The organism is Halomonas gemina (assembly GCF_023554995.1).
GTDB classification, from domain to species: Bacteria; Pseudomonadota; Gammaproteobacteria; order Pseudomonadales; family Halomonadaceae; genus Halomonas; species Halomonas gemina.
The window spans coordinates 156221-171612 of record NZ_JAMJPK010000004.1; the positions used below are offsets into that span (position 1 = coordinate 156221).

A 15392-nucleotide genomic window follows, 5' to 3' on the forward strand; every position below is an offset into this window, starting at 1 on the left:
ACAACTCGCCAAGCCCCGGGCCTTCCCGATTTGCATGATCCGTTGCTCCTCGGGCATCGGCGTCGGCATCGCTTTCCGCTACACTGTGGCGCCGACTCGCCGCGGTACGCGGCGCGGTACGTTCCTGTTCCGGATTTATGGCGAGGTGAGCCTTGGTCGATCCCCTGAATGCCTGGTGGGCCCAGCAGCTGGTGCTGTGTGACTGGGCCTTCACGCCTGATCCCCTGACGGTGGAGGCCGAGGCGGCCGTCGAGCGGCTGACCGCCCTCGGGGTGGCCGACCGCGGCGAGCTGGGCTGGTGCCTGCTGGAGGCCCTGGGGACCGGCGGTGCCGGCGTCGACCCGGCCCGGCTGCTGGCCGGCCTGGAGGTCATCGCCCTGGGCGGCGCCGCGGGCTGGCTCGACGAGGCACGCGCACGGGCCTGGGCCCAGCGGCTGGCCGAGGAGGTCAGCGCGCACCACTCGAGCCTCGATGCCTGGCTGGAGGCGCTGCTGCACGCCCGCAGCGCCGAGGGTTGGGTGCGTGGTGACGACGGCTTCTTCGACGCCTGCGAGGCCCTCTCGGCCCTGGAGCACGACGGGGAGGGCGTGACCTGGGAGATGCTGCAGGAGTGGTTGGCTACCCATGCCACGCCGCTCGCGCTCTGGCCGACGGCCCCCGAGGAGCAGGTCTGGCGGCTGCGCGCCGCCTTCTCGCCGGTCGTCGAGCTGCCCGCCGGGCCCCACGACTGGCAGGGGCTGGCGGCCTGGCTGGAGGAGGCCTGGCAGATCCGCAACCGCGAGGAGCTGGTGCGCAGCCTGCTGTGGCTGGCCTCCCAGGGCGACCGCCAGGCCTGGGACCTGGATGCCGGACGGCTGCTCGAGGCGGACGCCGAGGTGCGCCGGCAGTGGCAGGAGGCCCTGGCCGGCGGAGAGCGCGACTACGGCCGGGTGCTGCTGGGCTTCCTCGATCAGGGCGAGCCACTGGAGTGGGCCGCCTGGGACTGGCTGCGGCTGATCGACCTGGCCTGGGCCGGCGCCTGCCTGGGCTGGCTCGAGGTGCGGGAGGCCCGCGACTTCGCCGTGCACGGCGCCGACCTGGCGCTGCGCCGCTACAGCGACTGGTCGGCCCTGGCCCGGGCCTACCAGCGAGGACGCAGCCTGTTCGAGGGGCGCAACCTGCTGCCCGCCCTCCAGGCGGACTGGGCGCTGCTGCTGCATTCGCCGGTGAGCCCCTGGCGCCCGGCCCTGCAGGGGCTGATTCCAGAGGCGGATATCGAGGCCTCGCGCGCTGCCCTGCGGGCCTGGCGTGGCGACCCCCGCCACTGGACGCTGGCGCTGGCCGCGGTGCGCGAGCCCGAATTCGCCGCCCGCCAGGGGCCAGTGCCCGAGCTGCCGGTCGCGCGGCGCGAGGAGGCGCGCCGCTACCTGGTCGAGACCCTCGACCTGCATGCCGACGAGGGCGTCGAGGCGCTTTCCCGCTACTGGCTGCCGGCCCAGGCTCACCACCTCAACCAGCTGGCGGCGGATGCCGCCCACGGCGCCCTGCCGCCGGCCGAGACCCCCTTCGGCCACCCGGTCCCGGACGAGCTGGCGAGCCGCGATGCCCTGCGGCAGGCGAGCCGCCATGCCGCCACCATCCATATGGCCGAGAAGTTCGCCTTCCACCTGCAGATGGCCATGGACAGCGGGGAGTTCGACGCGACCCGCCTGGCCGACCTGGCTGAGGCCCTGCAGGGCTCGCTGTGTCGCTTCTACCCCGATGCCCGTCGCCTGCTGCAGGCCTGGGCCCACTGGGAGAGCCTGCTGCCCGAGCCCGACCAGCCCCCCATGGTCGCCGAGATCCGCTGGCACCTGGAGGACCCCGGGAGCCTCTTCCACTGGCTTGACTGGCGGGGCGGGGCATGGCTCGAGCCCGGGCCGCGTCCGACGCTGGTCCACTTCACCGCCATGGCGCTGGTTGGGCCGCTCAACAGCCCGGCCTGGAGTCTGCCGCAGCCGGAGAGCGAGCGCGAGTGTGCGGCCATCCGCGAGTGGGTCGATGGGCACTATGCCCTCCATGGGGAAGCGGAGCTGAGCGAGTTCCTCGAGTACCTGATCGGGGTTGGCGATCGCCAGGAGTATCAGATCAACTATGCCCCCTATACGCTCAACCATGGGCGGCTGGCCTCCGAGATCGCCACCCTGGAGAGCGGCGAGTGCAGCGAGGAGGAGGGCGCTCACCTGCTGCGCCTGCAGCGGGTCAGGGACAACGAGGACGGCTGCAACGAGGTCGACCTGGCGGCTTGGGACATTGCCCAGGCCGTGGATCTGGCCATCGCCGGCCGCCAGCTGGGGTGGCTCGGAGAGGCGGCGTTCCTTGTCCTGCTCGAGCGTGCCCATGGCCTGGCCGGCGAGCACTATGCGGGCTGGGAAGAGTATGCCCGCGGCCTGCACGCCGGCTTCTCCTTCTTCATGGGCGAGACCCCGGAGCGCGAGAGCTTCCTGGCCGGCTTCCGCCAGGCCCTGGTGGCCTGGCTCTCGGGGGCGCCGCCGCTGGCGGGGGCCTGGGCCAGCCTCGACTTTCCCGGGGCGCGGCCGCGCCACTGGGCGCCGCTGCACATTGATACGCTGCCGGGCGACAGTCGTACCCTCCACTGAGGGCTCGCCCTGAATAAGAAAGTATGGTTTATAGTCAACGATATTGATGACATGGCTCCTCCTGTCGGGAGCCTTCGCCACGCAGCGAGCCGCCGACAGGCCGCTCTGGCAGTGACACCGGACCGCTTCCCGGCAGCACTGCCACAGCGACACCATCCGGGGACCGGACGACGCAGGGCGTCGAGGGCCCGGGTGCGGCTCAGGGAACGAGGTCGTCGCAGGATGCTGGTCAAACGCGTATGTCGTATCACCGCCTTGGGGGGAGCCCTGGCGCTGCTGGCGGGCTGTGCCGCCTCGGGCGGCATCGAGGAGGAGGCCATGGGTGCCTACTTCGCCCGGGACCTGCCGGGGATGCCCGCCGACCCCCTGATGTCTCCCGTGGACAATCCCATCCTGGAGGCCCGCGGCCTGCACAACCCGCCCCCCACGCTGATCCGCCGGGCCCTGCTGGCCCAGCACGAGCGCTGGGTCGGCACGCCCTACCGGCTGGGCGGCAGTTCCTCGAGCGGGGTCGACTGCTCGGCCCTGGTGCAGAACGTCTTCAGCGACACTTTCCGCTTCGACCTGCCGCGCACCACCGAGGAGCAGGTGCGCGCCGGCCTCGAGGTCGAGCGTGATGCACTACGCCCCGGCGACCTGGTGTTCTTCCGTCCCCCCGGGGTCTACCGCCACGTGGGCATCTATGTCGGCGAGGGCCGCTTCCTGCATGCCTCCACCTCCCGGGGGGTGATGATCTCCGAGCTTGACAACCGCTACTGGCAGCGCCACTTCTGGCAGGCGAGGCGCACTCTGGAGCCGACCCTGCTGGCCCGGCGCCTGGGCGAGACCGGCGAGGGCTGAAGGCCGGGCGAGGCCTGCTAGAGCACCTCGCGGTGGGCCATCACGAAGTCCAGGAAGACCTTGAGGGTGCGCAGGTCGAAGGGCAGGCTCATCGATTCTCCGGGCGCTGAATCATAAGTAAACCAGATGATAATGATCTGGATATTCTGTTTGGCTTATCATTCTCGCCGTTGGATCATGGCTTGCCAAGTCGGAGGACACCATGATCGCCGCATATACCCGCGCCTGGTGGCGCGCGACCCTGGCCCTGTGCCTGGGCTCCTTTCTGGTCTTTATCAACCTCTATGTTCCTCAGCCGCTGCTGCCGACACTGCGCGAGACCTTCGCGGTCTCGACCCTGGGGATCAGCCTGGTGATGTCGGTCGCCACCCTGGCGCTTGCCCTCTCGCTGCTGGTGTTCGGCCCGCTCTCGGATGCCATCGGCCGGGGCGCCATCATGCGCCTGACCCTGCTGGCGGCCGGCCTGCTTTCACTGGGGCTGGCATTCGCGCCGAACTTCGAGACATTGCTGGCGATGCGCGCCCTGCAGGGCTTCGTGCTGGGCGGGCTGCCGGCGGTGGCGATTGCCTGGATGGGCGACGAGTTCGAGCGCCCGGCCCTGCTCTCGGCGGTGGGGCTGTATATCGGCGCCAACTCCCTGGGCGGCATCAGTGGCCGGGTGGTGGGTGGCGCCGTGGCCGAGGTCGGTGGGGCGCCGGCCAGCTTCCTGGCGGTGGGGGCGATGACGCTGGTCGGGCTGGCGCTGTTCTGGAAGCTGTTGCCTGCCGCCCGCGCCTTCACGCCGCGGCGCTTCGAGCTGCGCGGTGCCCTGGCCGACCTCGGCGGTCACCTGCGCAACCCGCTGCTGCTCGGCGCCTACCTGCTCGGCGGGCTCAACTTCCTGATCTTCATCAACCAGTACAGCTACATCACCTTCCGGCTGGCCGATGCCCCCTTCGGGCTAGGCACCCGGGTGCTGGGGCTGATCTTCCTGACCTACCTGGGCGGCACCCTCGGCTCCTCGCTCTCCGGACGGCTGGCGGCGCGCTGGTCGCAGCCGGCCTGCATGATGCTGGGGATCCTGATCCTGATCGTCGGCACGGCGGTGACCCTGGCCGGCTCGCTGTGGTGGATCATCGCCGGGCTGACCGTCAATGCCTTCGGCTTCTTCCTGGCCCACTCCATGGCTTCGAGCTGGGTGGGGCGCCGGGCCCGCTCGGCGCGGGGTAGCGCCTCGGCCCTCTACCTGGTGTTCTACTACAGCGGTGCCAGCCTGGGCGGCTTCTGGCTGGAGCCATTCTGGCGGGCCGCCGGCTGGCAGGGCGTGGCGCTGGCCTCCTGGCTGATGCTGGCGGTGACCCTGGGGCTGGCCGCCTGGCTGTGGCGGCGCGAACGCCGCGAGGGTCAGGATGCCGCGCTGGCGCCGGCCTCGTCGCCCCAGACCTCCTCGAGGCGCTCGACGCGGCCGCAGGCCGACTTGTAGAAGCGGTAGCGCACCGGGTTCTCGAGGTAGTAGTCCTGGTGATACGCCTCGGCCGGGTAGAAGGCCTCGAAGTCATTGATCTCGGTGGCGATGGGCTGGTCGAAGCGCTCGGCGGCGGCGTCCCGGCTGGCCTCGGCCAGGGCGCGCTGCTCCGCGTCCATGGGGAAGATGGCGCTATGGTAGGAGGCGCCCTTGTCGCAGAACTGGCGGTCCACGGCGAAGGGGTCGATGTTGCGCCAGAACACGTGCAGCAGGGTCTCGTAGTCCACCTGGTCGGGGTCGTAGTCGACCTTGACCACCTCGGCATGGCCGGTACCGCCGGCCGTTACCTGCTCATACGTCGGATCCTCGGTGTGGCCGCCGCTGTAGCCGGAGGTGGTGGCCTGTACCCCTTCGATCTTGTCGTAGGCTTCCTCCATGCACCAGAAGCAGCCACCGGCGAAAACGGCACTTTCGATTTCGCCATCGGCCTGGGAAGTCCCGGATAGGGCGATGGCAAGTGTGATCGGTGGCACGAACAGTGCGAAGTGGCGAAGGGGGGAGTAGGACGGCAGGCGCATTGTATGGCTCCGTGTGGGTGATTGGTAACTTGGAGTGGAGGACAAATATTGAGTTCCATCATCGATCCGTTTCCTTACAGTATGCAGCGATCACGTCTGGGTAAGGTATCTCTGCCCATCACGACAGAGAGCCGACTTCATCATCCGCAGATGCGGTGCCACCACCACTGACTAACGGGAGTGCTCCCTTGACCCGACGACGCCTGATACTCGCCGCCGTGATCGCCCTGCTGGTCGCGGCCTACTTCCTCAGCGGGGCCCACCAGGCTCTGACCCTCGACAACCTGCAGGCCGAGCAGGCGCGCTTCCAAGCCTGGCTGGCGGCCGAACCGCTGACCGTCGCCGGCGGCTTCTTCCTGATCTATGTGGCCATCACGGCGGTCTCGCTGCCCGGGGCGACCCTGCTGACCCTGCTCGGCGGGGCGCTGTTCGGCTTCGGCTGGGGACTGCTGCTGATCTCCTTCGCCAGCGCGTTAGGAGCCACGCTGGCCGCGCTGATCGCCCGCACCCTGGCGCGGGCCCCCCTGGAGCGTCGCTTTGCCACCCAGCTTGCGCGCATCAATGCCGGCATCGAGCGCGAGGGGGCCTTCTACCTCTTCACCCTGCGCCTGATCCCGCTCTTTCCCTTTTTCGTCATCAACCTGGTGATGGGGTTGACCCGCATGCGGTTGCGGACCTTCTACTGGGTCAGCCAGGTCGGCATGCTGCCGGGCACGGCGGTGTTCGTGAACGCGGGGCGCGAACTGGGCAACCTGGAGTCGCTCTCCGGGGTCCTTTCCCCGGGGCTGATCGGCTCTTTCGTGCTGATCGGCCTCTTTCCCTGGCTGGCCCGTGCCCTGGTGGCCGTCGGCAAGCGCCGCCAGTTGGCCCGCCGTTTCAACCGCCCGCGACACTTCGACCAGGACATCGTGGTGATCGGCGGCGGTTCGGCCGGCCTGGTGGTGAGCTACATCGCCGCGGCGGTGAAGGCCCGGGTGGCCCTGGTGGAGCGCGACAAGCTGGGCGGCGACTGCCTCAACACCGGCTGCGTCCCCTCCAAGGCACTGATCCGGGCCGCGCGTGTCGCCAGCGAGATTCGTGAGGCCCCGCGCTACGGGGTCAGCGTCGGAGAGCCCGAGGTGGACTTCGCCGCGGTGATGGGCCATGTCCATCGCGCCATCCGCGAGGTGGAGCCCCACGACAGTCGCGAGCGCTACGAGGGGCTCGGCGTCGAGGTGATCGCCGGGGAGGCCGTCCTCGAGGATCCCTGGCGGGTGCGTGTCCGCGAGGCCTCGGGCGAGCGGGTGCTGACCACGCGTCATGTGATCATCGCCAGCGGGGCGCGACCGCGCGTACCGCCGCTGCCCGGCCTGGAGCAGATCGAGGTGCTCACCTCCGACAACCTCTGGCGGCTCGAGACCCTTCCCGAGCGCCTGGTGGTGCTGGGCGGGGGCCCCATCGGCTGCGAGCTGGGCCAGAGCTTCGCGCGGCTGGGGAGTCGTGTCTCACTGGTGGAGATGGGCGGCCAGCTGCTGCCCCGGGAGGACCGGGAGGTGGCCGGCGAGGTCGAGGCGCGGCTGGGTGAGGAGGGCCTGGCGGTGCATCTCGCCACCAAGGCGCTGCGGGTGGTGGCCGATGCGGGTGGTGGCCATGCCCTGGAGGTCGAGCGGCATGACGCCCGTGGCGAGGCGCTGATCGAGAGGCTGCCCTTTTCCCACCTGCTGGTGGCGGTGGGGCGCCAGGCCAACGTCGAGGGGCTGGGCCTCGAGGCCCTCGGTGTCGAGACCCGGCCCGACGGCACCCTGGCCGTGGACGAGGCCCTGCAGAGCGTACTGCCCAATGTCTGGGCCTGCGGCGACGTGGCGGGCCCCTATCAGCTGACCCATGCCAGCGCCCACCAGGCCTGGCATGCCACGGTGAATGCGCTGTTCGGCGAGCTCAAGCGCTTCCGGGTGAGCTATCGGGCCCTGCCGGCGGTCACCTTCACCGACCCCGAGGTGGCCCGGGTCGGGCTCAACGAACGGGAGGCCCTCGCGGCGGGCGTCGAGGTCGAGGTTACCCGCTACGCCCTGAGCGAGCTGGATCGCGCCATCGCCGAGGGCAGCACCCGCGGCTTCGTGAAGGTGCTGACCGTGCCCGGTCGTGACCGGATCCTCGGGGCCACCATCGTCGGCCAGGGGGCGGGGGAGATGCTCGCCGAGTTCACCCTGGCGATGACCCGCGGCATCGGGCTCAACAGGCTGCTGGGCACCATCCATCCCTATCCGACCCACAGCGAGGCGGTCAAGGCCACGGCCGGGGTGTGGAAGAATGCCCACAAGCCGGAACGCCTGCTGGGCTGGCTGGCGCGCTACTTCGCCTGGCGGCGGGGTGGCGACGGGGCCGAGGAGAGAGGGAGATAGCATGCTCGATCGCTGGACCATGCCACTGACCCAGGGGCCGCTGTCGGTGCTGGCCCGTGGCCTCGCCAGGCGCAAGGTGCGCCCCGATCAGGTGACGGTCATCGCCTTCCTGGTGGGGATGCTGGCCCTGCCGTTGCTGGCCCTCGGCTGGACCCTGCCGGCGCTGGTGGCCATCCTGCTCAATCGCCTGGGTGACGGGCTGGATGGCGCCCTGGCCCGGCTGACCGGGGAGGCGAGCGATGCCGGGGGCTTCCTCGACATCGGCCTGGACTTCGTCTTCTACGCGGCGGTGGTGCTGGGCTTCGCCCTGGCCGACCCGCCGGCCAATGCCCTGGCGGCGGCCTTCCTGCTGTTCGCCTTCATCGGCACCGGGACCTCCTTCCTGGCCTTCGCCATCATGGCCACGCGCCATGGCCTGGAGCGGCCGCGCTTCCAGCAGAAGGCCTTCTATTACCTTCACGGCCTGACCGAGGGCACGGAGACCGTGCTGGCCTTCGTGCTCTTCTGCCTGTTTCCCGAGCATTTCCCGCTGCTGGCGATGGTCTTCGGCGGAGCCTGCCTGGTGACCACCGCCACCCGGCTCTGGGGTGGGCACCGCACCCTGCGGGCCTTCGAGCAGGAGCGCCAGGAAGGAGCGCCTCCCTGAACGACGAGGGGGCAGCCCCTGGCTGCCCCCTCGTGAATTCGGCCGTGCCTCTCGGTGGCCGCTGCGGTCGGACGAGCGTTTAGTGCTCGTGGTCGCCCTCGCCGTGCACGTGGCCGTGCTCGACTTCTTCCTCGCTGGCCTCGCGGACCTCGGCGATCTCCACGTCGAAGTTCAGCGACTGGCCGGCGAGCGGGTGGTTGCCGTCGACGGTAACGGTGTCGCCCTCGACCTGGGTTACGGTGACCATCAGCGGGCCACCCTGGGTCTGGGCCTGGAACTGCATGCCCGGCTCGACGTTGTCGACGCCCTGGAAGGCGTCACGCGGTACTTCCTGCACCAGCTGCGGCTGGACCTCGCCGTAACCTTCTTCGGGAGACACCTTGGCCTGGAGCTTGTCGCCGGTGGCGCGACCTTCCAGCTGCTTCTCGAGGCCCGGAATGATGTTGCCGGCGCCGTGGAGATAGGTCAGCGGCTCGCGGCCTTCCGAGCTGTCCAGCACTTCACCTGTATCGTTGGTCAGGGTGTAGTGGAACGCGACAACGGAATTCTGCGCAATCTGCATTGATGAACCTTTCGGTGAGTGCATGTAGCGCGACATGGTAACGCGGCAGTCAAGCGACTGTCAGGGGCATGGAGGAAATTCAGGATGTGAAGGTCGAGCCTGAGTCGCATTCACGCCTTTATGCCCCCACGCGGGGCGACGTTCGGACGGTTGCGTGGCCTACCGGGCAGGGATACCCTTGCCGGAGTCCGATTTCCCGATTCCCTTCGATCGACCCTTGCATGGAGAGTGCCATGACCTTGACCCTGATCTGGCTGATCGCCTTCGCCGTGTTTCTGACCCTTTTCCTCAAGCGCTGGGAGAGCTCCGTCAGCGGCATTCTCGACACGCTGCTGCCTGCCGTGCTGCGCAGCGAGGATGACCGCTGGATATGGTGTCCGGCCCTGGCGGTGCTGGGCGCCACCTTCATCGTGCGCCCCGTGGACCTGCTGTTCACGGTGATCGTGATCGGCGTGGTGGCGCTGATCGCCACCAAGCTGGCCGGCTGGGCCACGAACAAGGTCGATCTTCACTGAGGGTGTCCCCGGTCGGGCCGTAGACCACGACCGGTACGATACGAGGAAGGCCCGCGGAACGAGACCGCGGGCCTTCTTCATTGGTGGCCGCTCATCCGGGCCAGCCGTTCATGGCGGCGGGCAGTGCCGCCCTCAGTAGGGGGCCACGCTGACGCTGCTGCCGCTGCCGATCAGGCGGACGCGCTGGCCGACCTGGAAGTTCTGGTCGGCCTTCTGCACCACGACCACGTTCCGGCCGTTATCCTGGCGGATCTCCATTTCCCAGGCGGTGATGCGGTTGGTCGCCTCCTCGGCCTTGGTGCCGACCACGGCGCCGCCGATGGCACCGGCCACGGTGGCCAGCTGGCGTCCGGTGCCGCCACCCACCTGGTTGCCGAGGATGCCGCCGATCACGGCACCGCCGCCGGAGCCGAGCAGGCCGCCGGCGCGGCTATCGGCCTGGATCTGCACCTGGCGCAGGGCGGTGATGGTGCCGAAGGTCACGGACTGGGCCGACTTGGCCTGATTGCCGCTGTAGACGTTGCCCGAATAGGGCGCGGTGTTGGCACAGCCGGCCAGGGTCAGGACGCTGATGGCCAGAACGGGAAGAAGGCGTTTCATGCGGGATCTCCTTGATGTCCGTGACGAACACTCGGTCTCCGGATGGTGACCAATGGTTAATGGACAGTGTTCTTTAATGAGTCTACCCACTGCAAACCGGCTTGGCCAGCGCGCCGGGCTCCCTGGCCACGAGTGTAGCGCTACCATGAGGCCAACAATATGAAAAAAGGGAGGCCAAATGGCCTCCCAAGGGTTCCAGTCGTTACCGCCAGTGGCTTCAGCCGAACTGGTTCATGGTGTTGTCCTTGCCGCCGGCCTTGAGCGCTGCCTCGCCGTGGAAGAACTCCTTGTGGTCGTCACCGATGTTGGAGCCGGCCATGTCTTGGTGCTTGACGGTGGCGATGCCCTCGCGGATCTCCTTGCGCTGCACTCCGGCCACATAGGCCAGCATGCCCTCGTCGCCGAAGTAGCCCTTCGCCAGGTTGTCGGTGGACAGTGCCGCGGTATGGTAGGTCGGCAGGGTGATCAGGTGGTGGAAGATACCGGCCTCGCGGGCGGCATCGCGCTGGAAGTTGCGCGTCCACTCGTCGGCCAGCCGGCCAAGCTCGGTGTCGTCGTAGTCGGCACTCATCAGGTTGTTGCGGTCGTAGGCGGAGACGTCCTTGCCTTCCTGCTCCCAGGCATCGAACACCTGCTGGCGGAAGTTCAGGGTCCAGTTGAAGGAAGGGCTGTTGTTGTAGACCAGCTTGGCATCCGGGCACACCTCGCGGATGCGGTTGACCATCCCGGCGATCTGGCCCACGTGGGGCTTCTCGGTCTCGATCCACAGCAGGTCGGCGCCGTTCTGCAGGCTGGTGATGCAGTCCAGCACCACACGGTCCTCGCCGGTGCCCGGCTTGAACTCGTAGAGGCCGGAGGCCAGGCGCTTGGGCTTGACCAGCTTGCCGTCCTGCTTGATCACCACGTCGCCGTTGTTGATGTCGGAGGCCGAGGCGATCTCGTCGCCGTCGAGGAAGCTGTTGTACTGGTCGCCGAGATCGCCCGGCTCGTTGGTCACGGCGATCTTCTGGGTCAGGCCGGCGCCCAGGGAGTCGGTGCGGGCGACGATCACGCCATCATTCACGCCCAGTTCCAGGAAGGCGTAGCGCACGGCGTTGATCTTGGCGATGAAGTCCTCGTGGGGCACCGTGACCTTGCCGGCCTGGTGGCCGCACTGCTTCTCGTCGGAGACTTGGTTCTCGATCTGGATGCAGCAGGCGCCGGCCTCAATCATCTTCTTGGCCAGCAGGTAGGTGGCCTCGGCATTGCCGAATCCGGCATCGATGTCGGCGATGATCGGCACGATGTGGGTCTCGAAGCCGTCTATCTTGGACAGGGCCTCGTCGGCCTTGGCCTGGTCACCGGCCTTCTTGGCCTCGTCCAGGTCACGGAACAGGTGGTTGAGTTCCCAGGCATCGGCCTGGCGCAGGAAGGTGTAGAGTTCCTCGATCAGGCCCGGCACGGTGGTCTTCTCGTGCATGGACTGGTCGGGCAGAGGGCCGAACTCGGAGCGCAGGGCGGCGACCATCCAGCCGGAGAGGTAGAGGTAGGAGCGCTTGGTGGTGCCGAAGTGCTTCTTGATGGAGATCATCTTCTGCTGGCCGATGAAGCCGTGCCAGCAGCCCAGCGACTGGGTGTACTGGGAGGTGTCGGCGTCATAGGCCGCCATGTCCTCGCGCATGATCCTGGCGGTGTAGCGGGCGATATCCAGGCCGGTCTGGAAGCGGTTCTGCACCCGCATGCGGGCGGCATGCTCGGGGTTGATGTTGTCCCACTTGCCCTGCTGGGCTTCGCGCAGTTGAGCCAGAGCCTTGAGTTCGTCTTTGAAAGTCGTCATGGGGCCATCCTTCGGGTCAGGAGTGGAATCTCGTGATCGCGATGTCGGAAATACCGGTGTCGCGGCCGCTGGAATCGCCTGCTGCACCATTCGGCAATGCCTTATGCTGCATCTGCGAAGTACTGCCAGGGTCGACCAGATGCCGAGGCTTGTCTCTACGGCCTTGGTCGTACCCTGGGGAGGGCGTGCCTGCTGATGTGCCTGAATCCTTGGGTCCGCTGGCAAACAGCCGTTTTACCCTCGCCATGGAAGCCACTATGACCCCTGAGGACGGGCTTCAACAATTGACACTTGGGGGAAGAGGGCGTTGTAACTCGACTACAGGACGGTGCGCAAAGTGGCCTTTCCTGTAGTCGAATTTCTGCGGGGAAGGAGGGGAGCCGTGCCTCAATCGTCCAGGGGCAGGCGCATATTGCGGTGCGCAATGCCGGCGTCGAGGAACTCGTCACCGAAGGCCATGAACCCCAGGTGTTCGTAGAACGCCAGGGCGTGGGTCTGGGCGGCGAGCTCCACGCTGGCATGGCCCTCGCGGCGGGCGGCCTCGATGGCGGCCCACATCAGGGCCGCGCCGATCCCCAGGCCGCGGGCCTTTGCAATTACCGCCACCCGGCCGATATGGGCATCGGGCAGCAGCCGGGCGGTGCCCAGCGGGATGCCCTCGTGCAGGGCCAGGAAGTGGTGACAGTCGGGGTCGCGGCCATCCCACTCCTCCTGCTGCGGGACCCGCTGCTCCTCGATGAAGACCAGGCGGCGAATCTCCGAGGCGGCCTCGCCGAGCGCCGCCCAGTCGCCCTCGACTATCTCGATGCTGACCTCCATGGTGTCACTCCTCCGCGAAGTCCCCGGCCCAGCCGAGGCTGCCGATATCGAGCAGGCGGGCGAGCAGCGCGGCAGCGCCGGGCAGGGCCAGCGCCGCGGCGTCCAGTGGGGCGTCGGAGGCCACATGCCGGGCCAGGGGCAGGGCACAGTTCAGGCCGTCGCCATCGGCGAACAGCGTGGCGCGATCCTCGTCCAGGGCCCGCCAGGCGAAGCGCGAGCCGGGGCTGCGCAGCAGCTCTTCGCCCTCCTGCAGGACGGCGACAAGCTCCTCGATATCGGTCGGGGTCTCGGTGGGGACCAGCTGGTCGACGTACTTGGGCTGGGTCATCACGCGGCCGAACCACTGGGCCAGCTGGGCCGGGTCGTCCAGGGTGTCCAGGATCAGGCGACGCATGCGCGCCACGGCGGCGTCATCGAGCTCGGCGGGGTCCTCGGGCGGCGCCATGCCGGCATCGGCGTAACGCTTCGATGCCGGCAGCTGCTCGCCGAGGTAGTCGGCAAAGGAGGTGATCGCCTCGTCCGCGGAAGGGGCGCGGAAGCCCACCGAGAGCGTCAGGCAGTCGTCGGACTGGCTGACACCATGGTGGGCCCAGCCGGGCGGCAGGTAGAGCATGTCGCCCGGCTCGAGAATCCAGTCATCGCCCGGGACGACCTCGAAGCGTTCGAGGATGCGCAGGTCGATGCCGTCGAGGATGGGGGCGTCGTCGTCGACCAGCCCGCCCAGCTGCCAGCGGCGCTGGCCGCTGCCCTGGAGCAGGAAGACGTCGTACTGGTCGACGTGGGGGCCGACGCTGCCGCCCGGGGGGGCATAGCTGATCATGATGTCGTCGAGCCGCCAGCGCGGCAGGAAGCTGAACTGCTCGAGGAGCTCGGCCACCTCGGGCACGTAGTGGTCCACGGCCTGCACCAGCAGGGTCCAGTCGCGCTCGGGAAGCCGGGCGAAGGCGGCCTCAGCGAAGGGGCCGTGGCGGACCTGCCAGGGCCCGTCGCCACCGTGCTCCTCGACCAGGCGTGCCTCGACGCCCTCTTCGCAGGCGAGCCCGGCCAGCTCATCGGGATCCAGCGGGCATTGGAAGTCGGGGAAAGCGCCGCGAATCAGCAGCGGTTTCTGCTGCCAGATGTCGCGCAGGAACTCGGCGGCAGTCAGGCCGCCCAGCATGGGCAGCGGGGCATCGGAGCTCATAGGTTCCTCGCCTGCTCTTCGGCGTTGCCGATATAGGTTGCCGGGCTTAGCGCCTTCAGCTCTTCCTTCACCGTCTCGGGCAGCTCGAGGGTATCGATGAAGGCTTTGAGCCCGTCTTGGTCGATGCGCTTGCCGCGGGTCAGCTCCTTGAGCTTCTCGTAGGGCTTCTCGATACTGTAGCGGCGCATCACCGTCTGGATCGGTTCGGCGAGCACCTCCCAGCTGGCGTCGAGGTCCTCGGCGATGCGGGCCGGGTTGGCCTCGAGCTTGCCGATGCCCTTGAGCGAGGCCTCATAGGCGATCAGGCCGTAGGCCAGGCCGACGCCCAGGTTGCGCAGCACCGTGGAGTCGGTGAGGTCGCGCTGCCAGCGCGAGATCGGCAGCTTCTGGGCCAGGTGACCGAGGATGGCGTTGGAAAGCCCCAGGTTGCCCTCCGAGTTCTCGAAGTCGATGGGGTTGACCTTGTGGGGCATGGTCGAGGAGCCGATCTCGCCCTCGACGGTCCTCTGCTTGAAGTAGCCCAGCGAAATGTAGCCCCAGACGTCGCGATCGAAGTCGATGAGGATGGTGTTGAAGCGGCACACCGCATCGAACAGCTCGGCGATGTAGTCGTGGGGCTCGATCTGGGTGGTGTAGGGGTTGAAGGTCAGCCCCAGCCCCTCGACGAAGGTGCGGGCGTTGGCTTCCCAGTCCACTTCCGGGTAGGTGGCGAGATGCGCATTGTAGTTGCCCACCGCGCCGTTGATCTTGCCCAGCACCTCGACGGCCTCGATCTGTGCGAGCTGGCGGCGCAGGCGATAGGCGACGTTGGCCATCTCCTTGCCCAGGGTGGTGGGGCTCGCCGTCTGGCCGTGGGTGCGTGAGAGCATCGGCTGGGCGGCGTGATCAAAGGCGAGCCGGGCGACCTCGTCGGCCACCCGGTGCATCACCGGCAGCAGGCTCTTCAGGCCGTCGGTCAGCATCACGCCGTGGGAGAGGTTGTTGATGTCCTCGCTGGTGCAGGCGAAGTGCACGAATTCGGTGACGGCATGCAGCTCCGGCTGGCCGGCGATCCGCTCCTTGATGAAGTACTCTACCGCCTTGACGTCGTGGTTGGTGGTGCGCTCGATGGTCTTGATGCGTTCGGCGTCTTCCAGGGAGAAGTCGCGCACCAGGGCCTCGAGGAAGGCGGTGGCCTCGGCGGAGAGCCGGGGGACTTCGGTGATCTGCGGGTGCTCGGCGAGGCGCTGCAGCCAGCGAATCTCGACGATGACCCGGGCGCGGATCAGCCCGAACTCGCTGAAATGTTCACGCAGGGACTCGGCCTTGGCGGCGTAGCGGCCATCGACGGGAGAGAGGGCGGTCAGGGCGGAGAGGGGCAGGGAAGCGGCTTGCATGATCGGGTTCCGGT

At 68.3% G+C, this 15392-nt stretch carries 13 protein-coding genes; 6 read left to right on the forward strand and 7 right to left on the reverse strand.

Annotated elements, in window-relative coordinates:
• Positions 1–152: 152 nt before the first annotated feature.
• The 3 genes from M8009_RS10080 (at position 153) to M8009_RS10090 (ending at position 4920) form a co-directional block, all read left to right on the forward strand.
• A complete protein-coding gene (locus M8009_RS10080; RefSeq protein ID WP_250060707.1) occupies positions 153–2618 on the forward strand; it encodes a DUF1266 domain-containing protein in 2466 nt (821 codons plus the stop codon).
• 222 nt (positions 2619–2840) lie between these two features.
• Entirely contained in the window at positions 2841–3458 is a 618-nt protein-coding gene (locus tag M8009_RS10085; protein ID WP_250060708.1) for a C40 family peptidase, read from the forward strand.
• Between the two features lie 202 nt (positions 3459–3660).
• Positions 3661–4920 (forward strand): MFS transporter, encoded by a 1260-nt coding sequence (locus tag M8009_RS10090; protein ID WP_250060709.1) that lies wholly within the window; start codon positions 3661–3663, stop codon positions 4918–4920.
• Here M8009_RS10090 and msrA read toward each other — a convergent pair.
• A complete protein-coding gene (gene msrA, locus M8009_RS10095) occupies positions 4842–5480 on the reverse strand; it encodes a peptide-methionine (S)-S-oxide reductase MsrA (protein WP_250060710.1) in 639 nt (212 codons plus the stop codon). The two genes, M8009_RS10090 and msrA, sit on opposite strands and share 79 nt — an antisense overlap.
• A gap of 188 nt (positions 5481–5668) precedes the next feature.
• Between msrA and M8009_RS10100 the strand changes: the two genes are divergently transcribed.
• Together M8009_RS10100 and M8009_RS10105 are read left to right on the forward strand one after the other, a co-directional pair.
• Entirely contained in the window at positions 5669–7861 is a 2193-nt protein-coding gene (locus tag M8009_RS10100) for a dihydrolipoyl dehydrogenase family protein (RefSeq protein ID WP_250060711.1), read from the forward strand.
• Between the two features lies 1 nt (position 7862).
• Positions 7863–8507 carry a CDP-alcohol phosphatidyltransferase family protein gene (locus tag M8009_RS10105; RefSeq protein ID WP_250060712.1) on the forward strand — a complete coding sequence of 215 codons (645 nt, stop codon included), beginning with the start codon at positions 7863–7865 and terminating at the stop codon, positions 8505–8507.
• 79 nt (positions 8508–8586) lie between these two features.
• Here the strand turns inward: M8009_RS10105 and slyD are convergent, their stop codons facing one another.
• Complete coding sequence (gene slyD / locus M8009_RS10110) at positions 8587–9069, reverse strand: peptidylprolyl isomerase (RefSeq protein WP_250060713.1); 483 nt, start codon at positions 9067–9069, stop codon at positions 8587–8589.
• Positions 9070–9302: 233 nt separating this feature from the next.
• On the opposite strand from slyD, the gene M8009_RS10115 reads away from it, so the two are divergent.
• Complete coding sequence (locus M8009_RS10115; RefSeq protein WP_250060714.1) at positions 9303–9584, forward strand: hypothetical protein; 282 nt, start codon at positions 9303–9305, stop codon at positions 9582–9584.
• Between the two features lie 132 nt (positions 9585–9716).
• Here the strand turns inward: M8009_RS10115 and M8009_RS10120 are convergent, their stop codons facing one another.
• The 5 genes from M8009_RS10120 to purB form a co-directional block, all read right to left on the reverse strand.
• A complete protein-coding gene (locus tag M8009_RS10120; RefSeq protein WP_250060715.1) occupies positions 9717–10184 on the reverse strand; it encodes an outer membrane lipoprotein in 468 nt (155 codons plus the stop codon).
• 217 nt (positions 10185–10401) lie between these two features.
• Positions 10402–12000 (reverse strand): isocitrate lyase, encoded by a 1599-nt coding sequence (locus M8009_RS10125; protein WP_250060716.1) that lies wholly within the window; start codon positions 11998–12000, stop codon positions 10402–10404.
• Positions 12001–12387: 387 nt separating this feature from the next.
• Positions 12388–12819 carry a GNAT family N-acetyltransferase gene (locus tag M8009_RS10130; protein ID WP_250060717.1) on the reverse strand — a complete coding sequence of 144 codons (432 nt, stop codon included), beginning with the start codon at positions 12817–12819 and terminating at the stop codon, positions 12388–12390.
• A gap of 4 nt (positions 12820–12823) precedes the next feature.
• Positions 12824–14002 carry a cupin domain-containing protein gene (locus M8009_RS10135; RefSeq protein WP_250060718.1) on the reverse strand — a complete coding sequence of 393 codons (1179 nt, stop codon included), beginning with the start codon at positions 14000–14002 and terminating at the stop codon, positions 12824–12826.
• Positions 13999–15363: an adenylosuccinate lyase gene (gene purB, locus M8009_RS10140; protein ID WP_250061169.1), complete on the reverse strand. Its 1365-nt coding sequence runs from the start codon at positions 15361–15363 to the stop codon at positions 13999–14001. The genes M8009_RS10135 and purB overlap by 4 nt, the downstream gene beginning before the upstream one ends.
• Positions 15364–15392 lie beyond the last annotated feature (29 nt).

Bases quoted from the DNA above. Each gene is read 5' to 3' on its own strand.
- M8009_RS10085 (WP_250060708.1), top strand. From the start codon at position 2,841: ATGCTGGTCAAACGCGTATGTCGTATCACCGCCTTGGGGGGAGCCCTG.
- M8009_RS10090 (WP_250060709.1), top strand. From the start codon at position 3,661: ATGATCGCCGCATATACCCGCGCCTGGTGGCGCGCGACCCTGGCCCTG.
- msrA (WP_250060710.1), bottom strand. From the start codon at position 5,480: ATGCGCCTGCCGTCCTACTCCCCCCTTCGCCACTTCGCACTGTTCGTG.
- M8009_RS10105 (WP_250060712.1), top strand. From the start codon at position 7,863: ATGCTCGATCGCTGGACCATGCCACTGACCCAGGGGCCGCTGTCGGTG.
- slyD (WP_250060713.1), bottom strand. From the start codon at position 9,069: ATGCAGATTGCGCAGAATTCCGTTGTCGCGTTCCACTACACCCTGACC.
- M8009_RS10115 (WP_250060714.1), top strand. From the start codon at position 9,303: ATGACCTTGACCCTGATCTGGCTGATCGCCTTCGCCGTGTTTCTGACC.
- M8009_RS10120 (WP_250060715.1), bottom strand. From the start codon at position 10,184: ATGAAACGCCTTCTTCCCGTTCTGGCCATCAGCGTCCTGACCCTGGCC.
- M8009_RS10125 (WP_250060716.1), bottom strand. From the start codon at position 12,000: ATGACGACTTTCAAAGACGAACTCAAGGCTCTGGCTCAACTGCGCGAA.
- M8009_RS10130 (WP_250060717.1), bottom strand. From the start codon at position 12,819: ATGGAGGTCAGCATCGAGATAGTCGAGGGCGACTGGGCGGCGCTCGGC.
- M8009_RS10135 (WP_250060718.1), bottom strand. From the start codon at position 14,002: ATGAGCTCCGATGCCCCGCTGCCCATGCTGGGCGGCCTGACTGCCGCC.